We start from the raw sequence: 13,741 nt of genomic DNA on the forward strand, positions 1-13,741 counted from the left end.
TGACTATTTGGCATCCCCGTAGCACTGCACCACCGCCGTGGTGAAGGGGAACCGCACCGGAGTCTCCCCGAACGTGAGCCTGCCCGCGAGGTCGGCCGCCGCCGCGATCGCCTCGGCCACCACCGGCGCCTCCTCGGCCGGGCAGTGCACGATCACCTCGTCGTGCTGGAAGAACACCAGCTCGGCGCGCATCTGCGCGATCGCCTGCCGTAACGCGGCCAGCACGAGCAGGGCCCAGTCGGCCGCGCTGCCCTGCACCACGAAATTGCGGGTGAATCGGCCCCTGGCGCGCGCCGCCGAACCGCTGCGCTCGGCAGGTGGCACATCCACCTCTTCCGGAGTGGCCGACACCGGCGGGCAGGTCCGGCCCAACCAGGTACGGACCAGCCGACCCTCCTCCCCGGCGTAGGCCGCGTCGTCCACATAGGCCACCGCGGCCGGATATCGGCGCCGCAGACCGGCGAGATGGGTGAGCGCGTCGCCGGAGGTCTGGCCGTAGATGGCGCCGAGCAGTGCGAGCTTGGCCTGGGCCCGGTCGCCACCGAAACCACGCGCCGCCAGATCCGCGTACAGGTCCTCGCCGCGACCGGCCACCTCCATCAGGCCGCGATCACGGGAGATGGCGGCCAGCACGCGCGGCTCCATCTGATCGGCGTCGGCCACGACCAGACACCAACCGGGATCGGCGCGGATCGCCTGCCGGATCACCTTCGGAATCTGCAGGGCGCCACCACCATTGGTTGTCCATCGGCCCGACACCGTTCCGCCCGGCAGATACTCGGGCCGGAATCGGCCACCGTGCACCCACTGCTCGAGCCAGGCCCAACCGTGCGCGGTGTGCAGGCGGTAGAGCGTCTTGTACGCCAGCAGGGGTGCGACAGCCGGATGGTCGACGCGCTGCAATTCCCATTTGCGCGTGGAGGACAGTGCGACTCCCGCCCGCGCGAACGCCCGGATGATGTCCTGGGGAAGATCGGGCCGCACACGGGTGCCGAAGGCGCGCGACACTTCGTCGGCGAGCTCTGCCATCCGCCGGGGTTCCGCCCCACCGGGGAAACGTTCACCGAGCGTGGTGTCGAGCAGTTCGCGGTGCACGTCGGCCCGCCAGGGAATGCCGGCGCGCGACATCTCGCTGGCCACCAGCATGCCCGCCGATTCCGCTGCGATCAGCAAGCGCATTCGATCGGGATGTTCGGTCCGCTCGGTCCTTGCGAGCTGTCCCGCGTACACCTCGACCAGCGCGGTGAGCTCGTCGGTGCCGGGCGGCAACGGCACCGGACCCGAATCGAACAGCGAGGGTTGCGTCTCGGCGCTGCGCGCGGGTGCGTCGGGTGGGACGGGCAGGTTCCGCAACCGCGCCCAAGCCGCCGCCAACGACCGAGGCTGACCGGATTGCCCCTGCTCGTGCCCGATCAGCAATGCCTCGGCCGCCTGCACGTCGTAGCAGCGTTCCACGCGCACGCCGGCGGCGAGCAGCGGCCGGTAGATCTCGGCGGTGGACCGCCACACCCACCGCCCCACGTGCGGACGTGCGCGGATCGCCTCGACCAGCGACGGCTCCGTGACCACCGGACCGGCCGGATGCCCGTTCTGGTCGAGTGGGCACAGGCGAGCGCCACCGTCACCCGTCTCCACCACCGCCCACCGCATGCGAAGAGTCTGTCAGCAGGGTCCGACAACCACTGTTTACCGGCTCCGGTGCCGGGTAAGCGGCCCACGATCGGGAGAACCCGGACAGGAGGTAACGCGATGGCGCACACGCAGACCGGCCCGCCCACCCGGTCGGTCACCGAACTCGTCGACGACGCCACGAAACAGATCACCCGCCTGGTGCGCGACGAACTGCAGCTGGCCCGCGTCGAAATGCAGGACCGCACAAAAGGAATCGCCCGCGGAGCCGGTATCGCCGGAGCGGGCGGACTCGTCGCGTTCTACGGCGGCATCGCGCTGACCGTCGCGGCGATCTTCGCGCTGGCGCTGGTACTGCCCGAATGGGCGGCGGCGCTGATCGTCGGCGCCGCCCTGGTCGTGATCGGCGCGATCCTGGCACTCGTCGGGAAGAAGAACGTCAGTTCGGCCGCCCCGCCCGTACCGCAGGAAGCCGTGCACGGCATCAAGGACGACATCGACATCATCAAGGACGGGAGCAGACGATGACCGACGACCCGGAGGCACTGCGCCGGGACCGTGACCAGGCCCGCCGGGAGCTCGGCGAGACCGTCGCCGAGCTGACCGACAAATTCGACGTCCCCGTCCGCACCAAGGACAAGGTCCACGAGACCACCGAAGCGGCCAAACACCGCGTCACCGACGCCAAATACCAGGCGCTCTACACCGCCGACAAGGCCCGGGACAAAGCGGGACAGGTGGTCGGCAAGGTCGAGTCCTCGGTCCCCGACCCCGTGGTCGACCGAGGCAGGCAGGCCGCGGACCTGGCCGCCCGCAAACCCCAGGTTCCGGTCGCGGCGGCCGCGGTGTTCGCCGCGCTGCTGGTCTGGTTCCTCGCCCGGCGGCGGCGCGCATGAAGACGCTGTACAAACCGCTCGGCATGGTCGTCGGCGTGCTCGGCGGGATCGCCGCGAGCGCGGTGTTCAATCGGGTCTGGGGCGCGGTGGCCGACGGTGGCGACCCGCCCACCTCGACCACCCGCAACGCGACCTGGCGGGAAGTGCTGCTGGCCGCCGCGCTCCAGGGCGCCATCTTCGGCCTCGTGAAAGCCGCCGTCGACCGGGCGGGCGCCACGGGCTACAAGTCGCTCACCGGAACGTGGCCCGACTGACGAGGACAGGAGAACCATGTCGGAACAGGTGGGCGACTACTTGCTGCGCCGGCTGCGGGAATGGGGCGTCGAACAGGTCTTCGGATACCCCGGCGACGGCATCAACGGCCTGATCGCCGCCTTCGGACGGGCCGACAACACACCGCGTTTCGTGCAGAGCAGGCATGAGGAGATGTCGGCGTTCCAGGCGGTGGGTTATGCCAAGTTCAGCGGCCGGGTCGGCGTGTGCGCGGCGACGTCGGGCCCCGGCGCCATCCATCTGCTCAACGGTCTCTACGACGCCAAGCTCGACCACGTGCCGGTGGTGGCGATCGTCGGGCAGACCGCGCGCAGCGCCATGGGCGGCAACTATCAGCAGGAAGTGGATCTGCAGGCGCTGTTCAAGGACGTGGCATCCGAATACCTGGTCGAGGTCAATGTCGCCGATCAGCTGCCCAACGCCTTGGATCGAGCAATTCGCACGGCCCTCGCCCGCCGCGCGCCGACAGCCGTCATCATTCCGGCCGATCTGCAGGAGGAACCCTACGAACCACCCGCGCATGCTTTCAAGGAAGTTCCGTCCAGTCCGCCGAGCGCACCGCTGACCACCTCGGTACCGGCGCGATCCGAGCTGGAGCGGGCGGCGGCCGTGCTCGACGCGGGCACCAAGGTGGCCATGCTGATCGGGCAGGGTGCGCGCGACGCGGCGGACGAGGTACTCGAGATCGCGGAACTGACCGGTGCGGGCATCGCCAAAGCACTGCTCGGCAAAGACGTACTCAGCGACGAATTGCCGTTCGTCACCGGCTCGATCGGCTTGCTCGGCACCCGCCCCAGCTACGAACTGATGCGCGACTGCGACACCCTGCTCATCGTCGGCTCCAACTTCCCCTACAGCCAGTTCCTGCCCGAATACGATCAGGCCCGCGCGGTGCAGATCGACCTCGACGGCGCCCTGATCGGAATGCGGTACCCGACCGAGGTGAACCTGGTCGGCGATGCGAAAGCCACACTGCGCCAACTCATCCCACTACTACAACGCAAGGACGACCGCTCCTGGCGCGAGACGGTCGAAGCGAATGTGGCGCAATGGTGGCAGACCGTGGAGAACCAGTCCATGCTCGATGCCGAACCGGCCAATCCCATGCGGATCGTGTGGGAACTCTCGCAGCGCATCCCCGACGACGCGATCGTCACCGCCGACTCGGGTTCCTCCACCACCTGGTACGCCCGTTGCCTTCGCATGCGCGGCACCATGCGCGGATCGCTGTCGGGCACGCTGGCGAGCATGGGCGCGGGCGTGCCGTACGCGATCGGCGCCAAATTCGCGCACCCGAACCGGCCGGTGATCGCCATCGTCGGTGACGGTGCCATGCAGATGAACGGCCTGAACGAACTGCTCACCATCCAGCGCTACCAGGACCTGTGGCCTGATCAGCGGCTGATCGTGTGCGTGTTCCACAACAACGACCTCAATATGGTCACCTGGGAACTTCGCGCCATGGGTGGTGCGCCGAAATTCGAGGAATCGCAAACACTCCCGGACGTCTCTTACGCCGATATCGCGCGCTGCGCGGGCATGGTCGGCATCAGCGTGGACAGGTCCGAGGACATCGGCCCGGCCTGGGACCGTGCGCTGACGGCGGATCGCCCGGTGCTGCTCGACATCCGCTGCGATCCGGAGGTGCCGCCCCTGCCGCCGCATGCGACCGCCGACCAGGTCAAGGACCTGGGACGCGCGGTGCTGCAAGGTGATCCGGGCGCGTGGCGGCTGCTCGTGCAGGGAGTGAAGTCGAAGGCGCAGGAACTGCGCCGCTGAGCGTGGTGGCCGACCCGTCGGCCGGCCACCACCGCCTCGCTACGGCGTCGAGTAGCCGATCAGCGCGCCGATGCCCGCACCGATCGGGATGGTCACCAGCGCACCGACACCGCCGAGGAAGAAGCCGAGAACAGCACCGATTCCGGCGCCGATGAGCGCGCCGATCCCCGCATTGTGCTGCTTACGGGCCTGGGTCTCGGCGGCCTCGTCGACGAACTCGGCCGTATTGGCGGTGACGGCGGCCGGTGCGCCCACCGGAGTCAGGGTGAGCGAGCGGCCGTCGGCCGCGATCGCCGCTGCCAGGTCGAAGGTGCCCGCGGTCGAGGCGATTCGGGTCGGAATGGACGCGACCGCACGGCCCTCGCGATCGGTAAGGGTCACGGTGCCGCCCGCGAGGGTGAAGGTGCCGTCGACCACCGAGGTGGTGAGCCCCGCACCGTCGGCCGAGGGGCCTGCGGTGAACGCCACCCCGTTTTCGGTGCCCTGGACGACCGGGGCCGCCGTCGGTGCGGCGTGAGCGTTGGTGGTGGCGGTGAGGCCTACGGCCCCGACCGCGAGGACAGCGACCGCGCAGAATTTGTTCATCTTGCCCCTCCAGTCTGCCCGCCGGAGTCCGGCGGAACATCCTCTGCCGGACCGGATCTCGGCCCGAGATCATCTTCACACTGTCCCCACCGGATGTGAACCCACCAGCGGTCATACCGGAAAAACATCACCGAATGGGCGCATTCACCGAATGAGATTGCCACACCGTAGGTTTCGCTATGCCGTCGAAATTCCTATGTGCCGGATCCGGATTTTCTCGGCAGGATGAGGATTCAGGGAATCGAGCGGAAGGAACGTCATGACGATCCTGGTGACGGGAGCAACGGGCAGTGTCGGACGCAAGGTCGTGGACCAGTTGGTCGCGCGCGGGGCCTCCGATATCCGGGCGTTGACGGTGAATCCGGACCGGGCGGCGCTGCCCGCCGGGGTGGTGCCGGTGCGGGGCAACCTGCGTAAGCCGGACAGCCTGGACGGGGTATTCGACGGCGTGGACCGGATCTATCTTGCACCGGCACCCGAAGTTGTCGGCGAGGTACTCGAGCGCGCGGCAGCGGCCGGCGTCCGCCACGTCGTCGATCTGTCCGGCGAACCCGACAGCTGGTGGGGGACCGTGAGCAACGCCGTCGAGGAAAGCGGGCTGGCGTGGACGCATCTGTGGCCCGCCGACTTCATGGAGAACAGCGTCAGCTGGTCCCAGCAGATCCGCGCGACGAGTACGGTTCGCGAACCGCGACCCGAGATGGCCACCGCACCCGTCGCGATGGACGATATCGCCGCGGTAGCCGCTACCGCCCTGCTCGACGACGACCACCTCGGGCGTGCCTACCCACTGGCAGGACCCGAAGTCCTCACCCGCGCCGAGCAGGTCGCCCAGATCGCCGACGCCATCGGCCGCGAGATCACCTTCCTCCGCTCCGATCGGGCCGAAACCATTGCCGCCCTCGCGCCGAGCATGGGCGACAACACCGAGTGGTACGTCGACAACGTCCTGCTCGGCTACAGCCCGCCGACCGATTCCCTCCCGATCACCAGCGTCCAGGACATCACCGGCCGCCCGGCCACCACCTTCCGCGACTGGGTGAAAGCCAACGCCGACCAGTTCCTCGACGGCTAGCTATGCCGTATACCGACGACTTCGCTGCGCGGGCGGGTTCGACCACACGGCAATCCCGACGGTCGATCTCACCCGAGGTTGCGGACCCGCAGTGCGCGGGCGAGATGATCGCGTTGCTCGACGACCAGGCGGCGCAGGGCGGCGGGGGCGTCGGTGTTCGTCGCGAGCCAGTTGTCCACCGCTGCCAGGGAATCAGTGGCAGGAAAGAGACCGACGACGATGCGGCGGGCGAGCTCGATGCTGCGCTGCTCCCAGGTCGGGCGCAGTCGGGTGAAGTACTCGTCGTCGTAGGAGCCGATCAGATCGCGGCGCTCGCCTGCGCGGAAGCCGTCGATCACAGCGTCGAGGTGGTCGTTGGTGAGCGCGGTGTCGTCGAAGATGCGCGTCCACGCGGCGGCTTTCACGTCCCGGTCCGGGCGGCCGGCAAGGGCGTGCAGGTGGGCAGTGCGGCCCGAGGCGGTGTCGTCGCGGGTGAGTTCGGCGTCCAGGTCGTCGGCGGTCGCGGCGCCGGTCGCGGCCAGCGCCGTCCAGAAGGCCCACCGCAGATCAGGGTCTAGGGCCAAGCCCTTCGGAGCGGGAGTTTCGCCGAGCAACAGGGCACGGATATCGACGGTCCGTGCCGCATCGGCGGTGGCGGCGGCCGCGGTCGCGCGGGCGAACGCCAGCTGCTCGCCGGAACCGGGCGCAGCGGAATACATTGCTGTCCAGCATGATTCGAGCCACTCCCGTCGCCACCTGTCGCGCTCGGCGGTCGGCAGGTAGTGGCCGATGGCGAAGGAGGCGTTCGCGAGCACCGCCGTGAGCAAGGCCATGTTGGACTCGGCGGGGGCGAAGTCGCGGGCCATGGTCAGGTAGCGGCCGACGGCGAGTTCGCCGTCGCGCGTGGCATTCCACAAGGCCGACCAGATCAGCCCGCGCGCCAGCGGATCGACCACACGGTCGAGTGATCGCTGCACGGTTTCAAGGGAATCGGCGTCGAGACGCACCTTCGCATAGGTGAGATCGCCGTCGTTGAGCAGCCGCAGGGGAGCGGGGGAGAGGGTGACGGGAGTGCGTGCCTCGACGATATCGACTTCCACCCGGTCACGGCGGACGAGGTCGCCGTCGGCGTCGAAGTCGTAGAGACCGATCGCGAGCCGGTGCGGACGCGGGTCGGTCTGCACGATGTGGCCGTCGGCGAGCGTCACGGTGGAGACGCCGGTGGTCTGCAACCAGGCCCGCGCCCACTCGTTCAGGTCACGGCCGGACTCGGCGGACAACTCCGTCAGCAGATCGTCCAGGGTCGTGTTGCCGAACGCGTGGGCCCGGAAATAGCGGCGCGAGCCCGCGAAGAACGCCTCCCGGCCGACATAGGCGACGAGCTGCTTGAGCACGCTCGCGCCCTTGGCGTAGGTGATGCCGTCGAAGTTGAGTTTGGCCGCCTCGAGATCGGTGATGTCGGCGACGATCGGATGCGTGGTCGGCAACTGATCCTGCAGATATGCCCATGCCTTACGGCGGTTGGCGAACGCCACCCAGGCGTCGGTCCATTCGGTGGCCTCCGCGCTGGCCAGCGCGCCCATGTAGTCGGCGAAGGACTCCTTGAGCCACAGGTCGTCCCACCACACCATGGTGACGAGATCGCCGAACCACATGTGCGCCATCTCGTGCAGGATCGTGTTCGCACGGCCCTCGTACTGCGCCGCCGTCGCCGCACCACGGAACACGTAGGCCTCGGTGAAGGTGACCAGCCCCGGGTTCTCCATGGCGCCGAGGTTGTATTCGGGCACGAACACCTGGTCGTATTTGCCCCAGGGGTACGGGTAGGCGAAATGCTCGGCGAAGAAGTCGAGCCCCTGGCGGGTCACCTCGAGAATCGTGTCCGCGTCCAGGTGGTGGGCCAGCGACGCGCGGCACAGGACACCGAGCGGGATCGTGAGTTCCCCACGGCTCCAGGAGGATTCGACGCGGTGATATGGACCGGCCGCGACCGCGGTGATGTAGGTGGAAATCGGCAGGGTCGGTGAGAACTCCACCGTCTGATTCGAGCCGTCGACCGTCACGGTATCGGCGGGCCGGTTCGACACCACCTCCCAGCGGTCGGGCGCCGTGACGGCAAAGGTGAACGGCGACTTCATATCGGGCTGCTCGAAGCAGGCGAAAACCCGGCGCGCGTCTGCCGGCTCGTACTGGGTGTAGAGGTAGGTGTTGCCGTCGACCGGATCGAGGAACCGGTGCAGACCCTCGCCCGACCGGCTGTACTCCCCGACAGCCCGCACAACGACGACGTTCGATGCGGACAGCCCGGTCACAGCGATCCGTGCGCCGTCGTAGCCGACCGCCACCTCCTGCCCGTTCACGGTGACTGATTCGACTGCGAGACCGATGAAATCGAGCCACGTCTCGGTCGCCGTGGCGTCGAAGGTGACCGTCGTCGTGGTGGTGAACCCCGGGCGAGTGTGGTCGGGTGCACCGGACAGATCGAGTTCGACACGGTAGTCACGCACGGTGACCGTGGCGGATCGCGCGGCGGTCTCGGAGCGGGTCAGGTTGGCGGTAGTCACGTCCCGATCCTGCCAGTCATGCGGTGGGGGAGGGGAGTGGTTATCGCGGCCCCGATCTATTCGTCTGGGAGGCAAGTTGATTCGGGCGGCCGAGGCCGACGGTCGATGTGCTTGCCGGAGCGGTGCACGCCTCGGACCAGGCTTGGGTTCGGTAAATAACATGCCGATAGCGAGATATGCGCATCTATTTATGAATCACCCTACTGTCCTAACAAAACGACCGGCTACGCCGGCCCTCTCAGGACGAGAGGGGCGCAAGCCACCTTCGGCTCAGCATGAACAGAATGCTGTTCGCTGTATCCGCCGACTGGTTTCGTAGGTCCTGTTCGCGCAGGTTCGATCGAAAGGCCCTCGAATGTCTGTTCCAGCCGACGCCGTGCGTGTGGTGAAGCTCGGCGCCCACATCGGTGCCCGCGTCGACGGCATCCGCCTCGGTGGTGACCTCGACGTGCGTTCGGTCGACACCATTCGCGCCGCGCTCGCCGAACACAAGGTGATCTTCTTCCGTGGTCAGGAGCATCTGAGCGAGGACGGGCAGTACGAATTCGCCGAGCTACTCGGTGCGCCGACCACCCCGCACCCCACGGTGACCTCGGCGGGGGCGAAGAGCCTGGCGATCGACTCGCATCAGACCAGGTCGAATGTGTGGCACACCGATGTCACGTTCGTCGACCGGGTGCCGAAGGCCTCGATCCTGCGGGCGGTGACGCTGCCCGAGTACGGCGGCACGACCACCTGGGCGTCCACCGTCGCGGCGTACAACTCGCTGCCCGCCGCGCTGAAATTGCTCGCGGAGAATCTGCGGGCCAGGCACACCAATCGTTACGACTACGCGGCCGACGTCGTGGACCGATCCGATGATTTCGAACGCGCGTATCGGCGCGAATTCGAGTCGACGTATTTCGAGACCGAGCATCCGGTGGTGGAGGTGCACCCGGAAACCGGTGAGCGTGCCCTGCTGCTCGGTTGCTTCGTGAAGGAGATCGTCGGCCTTTCCAGTAGCGAATCGCGGGCGTTGTTCCGGCTGTTCCAGGATCGGGTGACGCGCCTCGAGCACACGACACGCTGGGATTGGTCGCTCGGTGATGTCGCGATCTGGGACAACCGGGCCACCCAGCACTACGCCGTGGACGATTACGACGGCGCGCATCGCAGGCTCACCCGGATCACGCTCGGCGGGCCGGTCCCGGTCGGTGTCGACGGGCGGCCGAGCACGGTGATCGCGGGCGACGCGCGCGACTATGTCACTGCGTCACACCGTGCGGCCTGACGCGAATCCACCGTCGAGCGAGCGGTATCGGTTAGTCTGCGACCGCAGGTATATCCGGCGATCGCGCGCGAATCGGTCCAGCCCGACGATGGGAATGCCGTGAATTTGTGGAGCTATGTCCAGGGTCGGGGCGAGGTGCTGACCTTTCTCACCTATCAGCACGCGTCGCTGGCTTTCCAGACCGTGCTGGTGGGAACCGTTGTCGCGGTGCTGATCGCGGTCGCGGTGTACCGGTTGCCGCTGGCGTCGGCATTGACGCTCACGTCGAGCCGGGTGGCGTTGACGATTCCGTCGCTGGCGCTGTTGGCCCTGCTGCTGGTGCCGTTCGGGCTCGGTGTCGTTCCGTCGTTTCTGATGCTGGCGTTCTTCGCGGCGCTGCCGGTGATCGGTAACGCGATCGTCGGCCTGCGCTCGGTGCCTGCCTCGGTGGTGGAGTCGGCGCGGGGGATCGGGTTGTCGCGGTGGCGGATTCTGCTCACCGTCGAGCTGCCGATCGCCTGGCCGGTGATCCTCACCGGCATCAGGGTGTCCACGCAGATGATCGTGGGCGTCGCCGCCATCGTCGCCTATGTGCTCGGTCCGGGACTCGGGTCGCTCATCTTCAACGGGCTGTCGCGGCTCGGCGGGGCTAACGCGCTCGAAATGGCGCTCACCGGAACCATTCTCATCGTTGTCGTCGCGTTGGTGTTCGACGCGCTCCTCGTCCTGCTCGGACGACTCACCATTGCCAAGGGGCTCTCATGACCACGGTGACCACCCCGTCCGAACGTGACGTGACCGGCGCGTCCATCGTCCTCGACTCGGTCGTGAAACGGTACAAGGGGCAGGACAAGCCGGCCGTCGAGCGGCTGGACCTCGAGATCGAGGCGGGCGAGATCGTCGCGTTCGTCGGGCCGTCGGGATGCGGGAAGACGACGACTCTGAAGATGATCAACCGGTTGATCGAGCCGACGGAGGGCCGGATCTTCATCGGTGGACGCGATGTGACCAGGGAGGACCCGGACAAGCTCCGTCAGTCCATCGGTTACGTCATCCAGTCCGGTGGGTTGTTCCCGCACTGGTCGGTGGCCAAGAATATCGGGGCGATTCCCCGGGTGCTCGGCTGGGACAAGAAGCGCATCGCCGAGCGCACCGAATATCTGCTGGATCTGGTGGGTTTGGACTCGGCGACCTTCGCCGACCGGCTGCCCAAGGACATGTCCGGCGGCCAGCAGCAGCGCGTGGGTGTGGCGCGGGCGCTGGCCGCGGATCCGCCGGTGCTGCTGATGGACGAACCGTTCGGTGCCGTCGACCCGATCACGCGAGTTCGCCTGCAGGACAGCCTGATCGCGATCCAGCACGAGCTGGGTAAGACCATCGTCGTCGTCACCCACGATTTCGAGGAGGCGACCAAGCTCGGCGACCGGGTGCTGATCCTGTCCGAGGGCGGGCATGTGGAGCAGTACGCGCGGCCCGAGGAGATCCTCACCGATCCGGCGACACCGTTCGTGGAGGAGTTCGTCGGATCGGGCGCGAAACTGGCGTACCTGACGGTGTCCCGGGTGGGTGATGTGGAGGTCGATCCGGTGACGACCGCGCGGATCGGTGAGCCTGCCAAAGAGGTGATCGGCCGCGCGACCCGTGCCGGCCATACCTGGGTGGTCGTGGTCGATTCGGCGGGGCGGCCCCGTTCGTGGCCGTCGCTGCGTGAGGTGTCGAGCAAGCCGGAGGTGTCGGACTACCTGGATCGGAGGTTGCCGGTGGTCGCGCAGTCTTCCACGCTCAACGACGCCCTCGATGCGATGCTCGCGGCGAGCCAGGGCGCCACGTTGGTGACCGACGGGCGGGGGCGGGTGGTCGGTTCGCTCAGTATCGGTGCGGTGACCGACGTGATCCAGACCAAGCTGGCCGAGGCGCACAATGCCGAGACCTCCTACGAGACCTACGTCGACGGGTCGGACCCGACGCCGACACCGGTGGTCGCCGCCGAGCCGGGGCCGGGTGATCCGGCGTGAAGCGGCTGCGCGCGTTGCCGATCGACGTGTGGTTCGAACCGCTGATCATCGCGGTGATCGGCATCGGGTACCTGCTGTGGTACCGGGCGTCGACGTTCACCGCGACCGAGCAGGCGTCGCTGGGCTGGGCGAATCTGCGGACGACGATCGTCGAACATGTGCGGCTCACCGTGGTGGCGACGCTGATCGTGGTCGTGGTCGCGATTCCGCTCGGCATCGCGCTGACCCGGCCTGCGTTGCGCAGGCTCGAGCCGTTGGCGGTGAACATCGCCAATATCGGGCAGGCCGCCCCGGCGGTGGGTCTGCTCGTGCTCTTCACGTTCTGGTTGGGGACCGGATTCCGCACGGCGGTGGTCGGTTTGGTGGTCTACGCGATCCTGCCGATTCTGCAGAACACGATCGTCGGGTTGCGGCAGGTGGATCAGCGCACGATCGAGGCGTCGCGGGGGATCGGTTTCTCCGGGCTGCGGACGTTGGTGCAGGTGGAGTTGCCGCTCGCGGTGCCGGTGATCCTGAACGGTGTGCGCACGGCGCTGGTGATCCTGGTCGGTACCGCGACCTTGAGCACGTTCATCGGTGCGACCAGTCTCGGGACGCTCATCACGACCGGTGTCACCTTGTTCCTGCCGAAGTTGCTCATCTCCGGTGCGGTCCTCGTCGGGTTGCTCGCCTTGATCATCGACTGGCTCGGTCGGCTCGTGGAGCTGGCCGCGACCCCGCGAGGTATCTCATGAGACGGCTGGTGTGCGCGCTGGTGGCGAGTGTTTCGCTGCTCACCGGGTGTGGGCTGGTGAGCTCGTCGGGGACGTTCCACGACGCGAGCCTGCCCGGTGGCGATCGGCCGCTCGAGGGTGCGAAGCTGACGGTGACGTCGAAGAGTTTCACCGAGGGTGTGCTGCTGGGCAAGATCACCGCCACGTATCTGGCCGCGGCGGGCGCGTCGATCACGGACCTGACGGGTGCGCCGGGGTCGGCGTCGTCGCGGCAGGCGCAGCTCAACGGCGACGCGGACGTGCTGTGGGAGTACACGGGTACGGGGTGGGTGAATTACCACAACGAGACCGAGACGATCGTCGACCCGCAGGAGTTGTGGCAGCGGGTACACGATGTGGAGAAGCGCGACCACGATCTGGAGTGGTTGGCGCCTGCCAATTTCAACGACACCTATGCTTTCGCGGCCTCGACACCGACGGCCGAACGGCTCGGGGTGCGGTCGTTGTCGGAGGTGGCGCAGCTACCGGTGGCGGAGCGGACATTCTGTGTCGACGACGAATTCTTCAGTCGCTCGGACGGTTTCATTCCGATGCTGGCGAAGTACGGCATTCCCTACAACGATCCCAACGGGGTGCCCGCGGGCAATGTCACCAGGATGGACGCGGGGGTGGTCTACACCGCGACCGCCAAGGGTGAGCCGTGCCGGTTCGGCATGGTCTACACCACTGACGGTCGGGTGAAGAACCTGAATCTGGTGGTGCTGGAAGACGACAAGAAGTTCTTTCTGCCCTACAGCGGGACCGCTGTGGTGCGTGGTGCGGTGATCGAGGCGCATCCGCAGCTTCGTCCGCTGCTCGGCGCGATCTCCGAGCGCCTGACCGACGATCTGATGCGTGAGCTCAACGGTCGCGTGGACATCGACGGGGAAGACCCGGCCGATGTCGCCTACGAGTGGTTGAAGAGCGCGAACCTGATCGAGTAGA

The 13,741-nt window shown here is 67.6% G+C and carries 13 protein-coding genes; 10 read left to right on the top strand and 3 right to left on the bottom strand.

The genetic code is table 11. From position 1 onward, the window contains the following. Window positions 1-3: 3 nt before the first annotated feature. A complete protein-coding gene (locus HYG95_RS06815; protein ID WP_181697138.1) occupies window positions 4-1,650 on the bottom strand; it encodes a bifunctional 3'-5' exonuclease/DNA polymerase in 1,647 nt (548 codons plus the stop codon). Window positions 1,651-1,749: 99 nt separating this feature from the next. Here HYG95_RS06815 and HYG95_RS06820 point away from each other — a divergent pair, with 99 nt between their 5' ends. Genes HYG95_RS06820 through HYG95_RS06835 form a run of 4 tightly spaced genes read left to right on the top strand, consistent with a single transcriptional unit; the run spans window position 1,750 to window position 4,577 of the window. Further along, on the top strand, window positions 1,750-2,157 hold the full coding sequence (locus HYG95_RS06820) for a phage holin family protein (RefSeq protein WP_181697139.1): 408 nt from the start codon (window positions 1,750-1,752) through the stop codon (window positions 2,155-2,157). Further along, window positions 2,154-2,525 carry a DUF3618 domain-containing protein gene (locus HYG95_RS06825; protein WP_181697140.1) on the top strand — a complete coding sequence of 124 codons (372 nt, stop codon included), beginning with the start codon at window positions 2,154-2,156 and terminating at the stop codon, window positions 2,523-2,525. The genes HYG95_RS06820 and HYG95_RS06825 overlap by 4 nt, the downstream gene beginning before the upstream one ends. After that, window positions 2,522-2,779: a DUF4235 domain-containing protein gene (locus HYG95_RS06830; RefSeq protein ID WP_067489661.1), complete on the top strand. Its 258-nt coding sequence runs from the start codon at window positions 2,522-2,524 to the stop codon at window positions 2,777-2,779. Before HYG95_RS06825 ends, HYG95_RS06830 begins: the two co-directional genes overlap by 4 nt. A 16-nt stretch (window positions 2,780-2,795) precedes the next feature. Beyond that, window positions 2,796-4,577 carry a thiamine pyrophosphate-requiring protein gene (locus tag HYG95_RS06835; RefSeq protein ID WP_181697141.1) on the top strand — a complete coding sequence of 594 codons (1,782 nt, stop codon included), beginning with the start codon at window positions 2,796-2,798 and terminating at the stop codon, window positions 4,575-4,577. Window positions 4,578-4,616: 39 nt separating this feature from the next. On the opposite strand, the gene HYG95_RS06840 is transcribed toward HYG95_RS06835, so the two are convergent. After that, complete coding sequence (locus tag HYG95_RS06840; RefSeq protein WP_181697142.1) at window positions 4,617-5,162, bottom strand: hypothetical protein; 546 nt, start codon at window positions 5,160-5,162, stop codon at window positions 4,617-4,619. Window positions 5,163-5,421: 259 nt separating this feature from the next. Here HYG95_RS06840 and HYG95_RS06845 point away from each other — a divergent pair, with 259 nt between their 5' ends. Continuing rightward, entirely contained in the window at window positions 5,422-6,237 is an 816-nt protein-coding gene (locus tag HYG95_RS06845) for an SDR family oxidoreductase (RefSeq protein ID WP_181697143.1), read from the top strand. Window positions 6,238-6,305: 68 nt separating this feature from the next. Here HYG95_RS06845 and pepN read toward each other — a convergent pair whose 3' ends face one another. Beyond that, on the bottom strand, window positions 6,306-8,780 hold the full coding sequence (gene pepN / locus HYG95_RS06850) for an aminopeptidase N (RefSeq protein ID WP_181697144.1): 2,475 nt from the start codon (window positions 8,778-8,780) through the stop codon (window positions 6,306-6,308). 355 nt (window positions 8,781-9,135) lie between these two features. Between pepN and HYG95_RS06855 the strand changes: the two genes are divergently transcribed. From HYG95_RS06855 to HYG95_RS06875, 5 genes are all read left to right on the top strand, one after another. Then, complete coding sequence (locus HYG95_RS06855; RefSeq protein ID WP_181697145.1) at window positions 9,136-10,050, top strand: TauD/TfdA family dioxygenase; 915 nt, start codon at window positions 9,136-9,138, stop codon at window positions 10,048-10,050. A gap of 99 nt (window positions 10,051-10,149) precedes the next feature. Further along, window positions 10,150-10,794, top strand: coding sequence for an ABC transporter permease (locus HYG95_RS06860; protein ID WP_181697146.1), 645 nt, complete (start codon window positions 10,150-10,152; stop codon window positions 10,792-10,794). After that, entirely contained in the window at window positions 10,791-12,044 is a 1,254-nt protein-coding gene (locus HYG95_RS06865; protein ID WP_181697147.1) for an ABC transporter ATP-binding protein, read from the top strand. The genes HYG95_RS06860 and HYG95_RS06865 overlap by 4 nt, the downstream gene beginning before the upstream one ends. Further along, entirely contained in the window at window positions 12,041-12,778 is a 738-nt protein-coding gene (locus tag HYG95_RS06870) for an ABC transporter permease (protein WP_181697148.1), read from the top strand. The genes HYG95_RS06865 and HYG95_RS06870 overlap by 4 nt, the downstream gene beginning before the upstream one ends. Continuing rightward, window positions 12,775-13,740 carry a glycine betaine ABC transporter substrate-binding protein gene (locus tag HYG95_RS06875; protein WP_181697149.1) on the top strand — a complete coding sequence of 322 codons (966 nt, stop codon included), beginning with the start codon at window positions 12,775-12,777 and terminating at the stop codon, window positions 13,738-13,740. The genes HYG95_RS06870 and HYG95_RS06875 overlap by 4 nt, the downstream gene beginning before the upstream one ends. Window position 13,741: the final 1 nt, after the last annotated feature.

The organism is Nocardia sp. GTS18, assembly GCF_013839555.1.
Taxonomy (GTDB): domain Bacteria; phylum Actinomycetota; class Actinomycetes; order Mycobacteriales; family Mycobacteriaceae; genus Nocardia; species Nocardia rosealba.

Excerpts from the sequence above, each read along its gene's own strand:
- HYG95_RS06815 (WP_181697138.1), bottom strand. The coding sequence starts at position 1,650 with ATGCGGTGGGCGGTGGTGGAGACGGGTGACGGTGGCGCTCGCCTGTGC.
- HYG95_RS06820 (WP_181697139.1), top strand. The coding sequence starts at position 1,750 with ATGGCGCACACGCAGACCGGCCCGCCCACCCGGTCGGTCACCGAACTC.
- HYG95_RS06825 (WP_181697140.1), top strand. The coding sequence starts at position 2,154 with ATGACCGACGACCCGGAGGCACTGCGCCGGGACCGTGACCAGGCCCGC.
- HYG95_RS06830 (WP_067489661.1), top strand. The coding sequence starts at position 2,522 with ATGAAGACGCTGTACAAACCGCTCGGCATGGTCGTCGGCGTGCTCGGC.
- HYG95_RS06835 (WP_181697141.1), top strand. The coding sequence starts at position 2,796 with ATGTCGGAACAGGTGGGCGACTACTTGCTGCGCCGGCTGCGGGAATGG.
- HYG95_RS06840 (WP_181697142.1), bottom strand. The coding sequence starts at position 5,162 with ATGAACAAATTCTGCGCGGTCGCTGTCCTCGCGGTCGGGGCCGTAGGC.
- HYG95_RS06845 (WP_181697143.1), top strand. The coding sequence starts at position 5,422 with ATGACGATCCTGGTGACGGGAGCAACGGGCAGTGTCGGACGCAAGGTC.
- HYG95_RS06855 (WP_181697145.1), top strand. The coding sequence starts at position 9,136 with ATGTCTGTTCCAGCCGACGCCGTGCGTGTGGTGAAGCTCGGCGCCCAC.
- HYG95_RS06865 (WP_181697147.1), top strand. The coding sequence starts at position 10,791 with ATGACCACGGTGACCACCCCGTCCGAACGTGACGTGACCGGCGCGTCC.
- HYG95_RS06875 (WP_181697149.1), top strand. The coding sequence starts at position 12,775 with ATGAGACGGCTGGTGTGCGCGCTGGTGGCGAGTGTTTCGCTGCTCACC.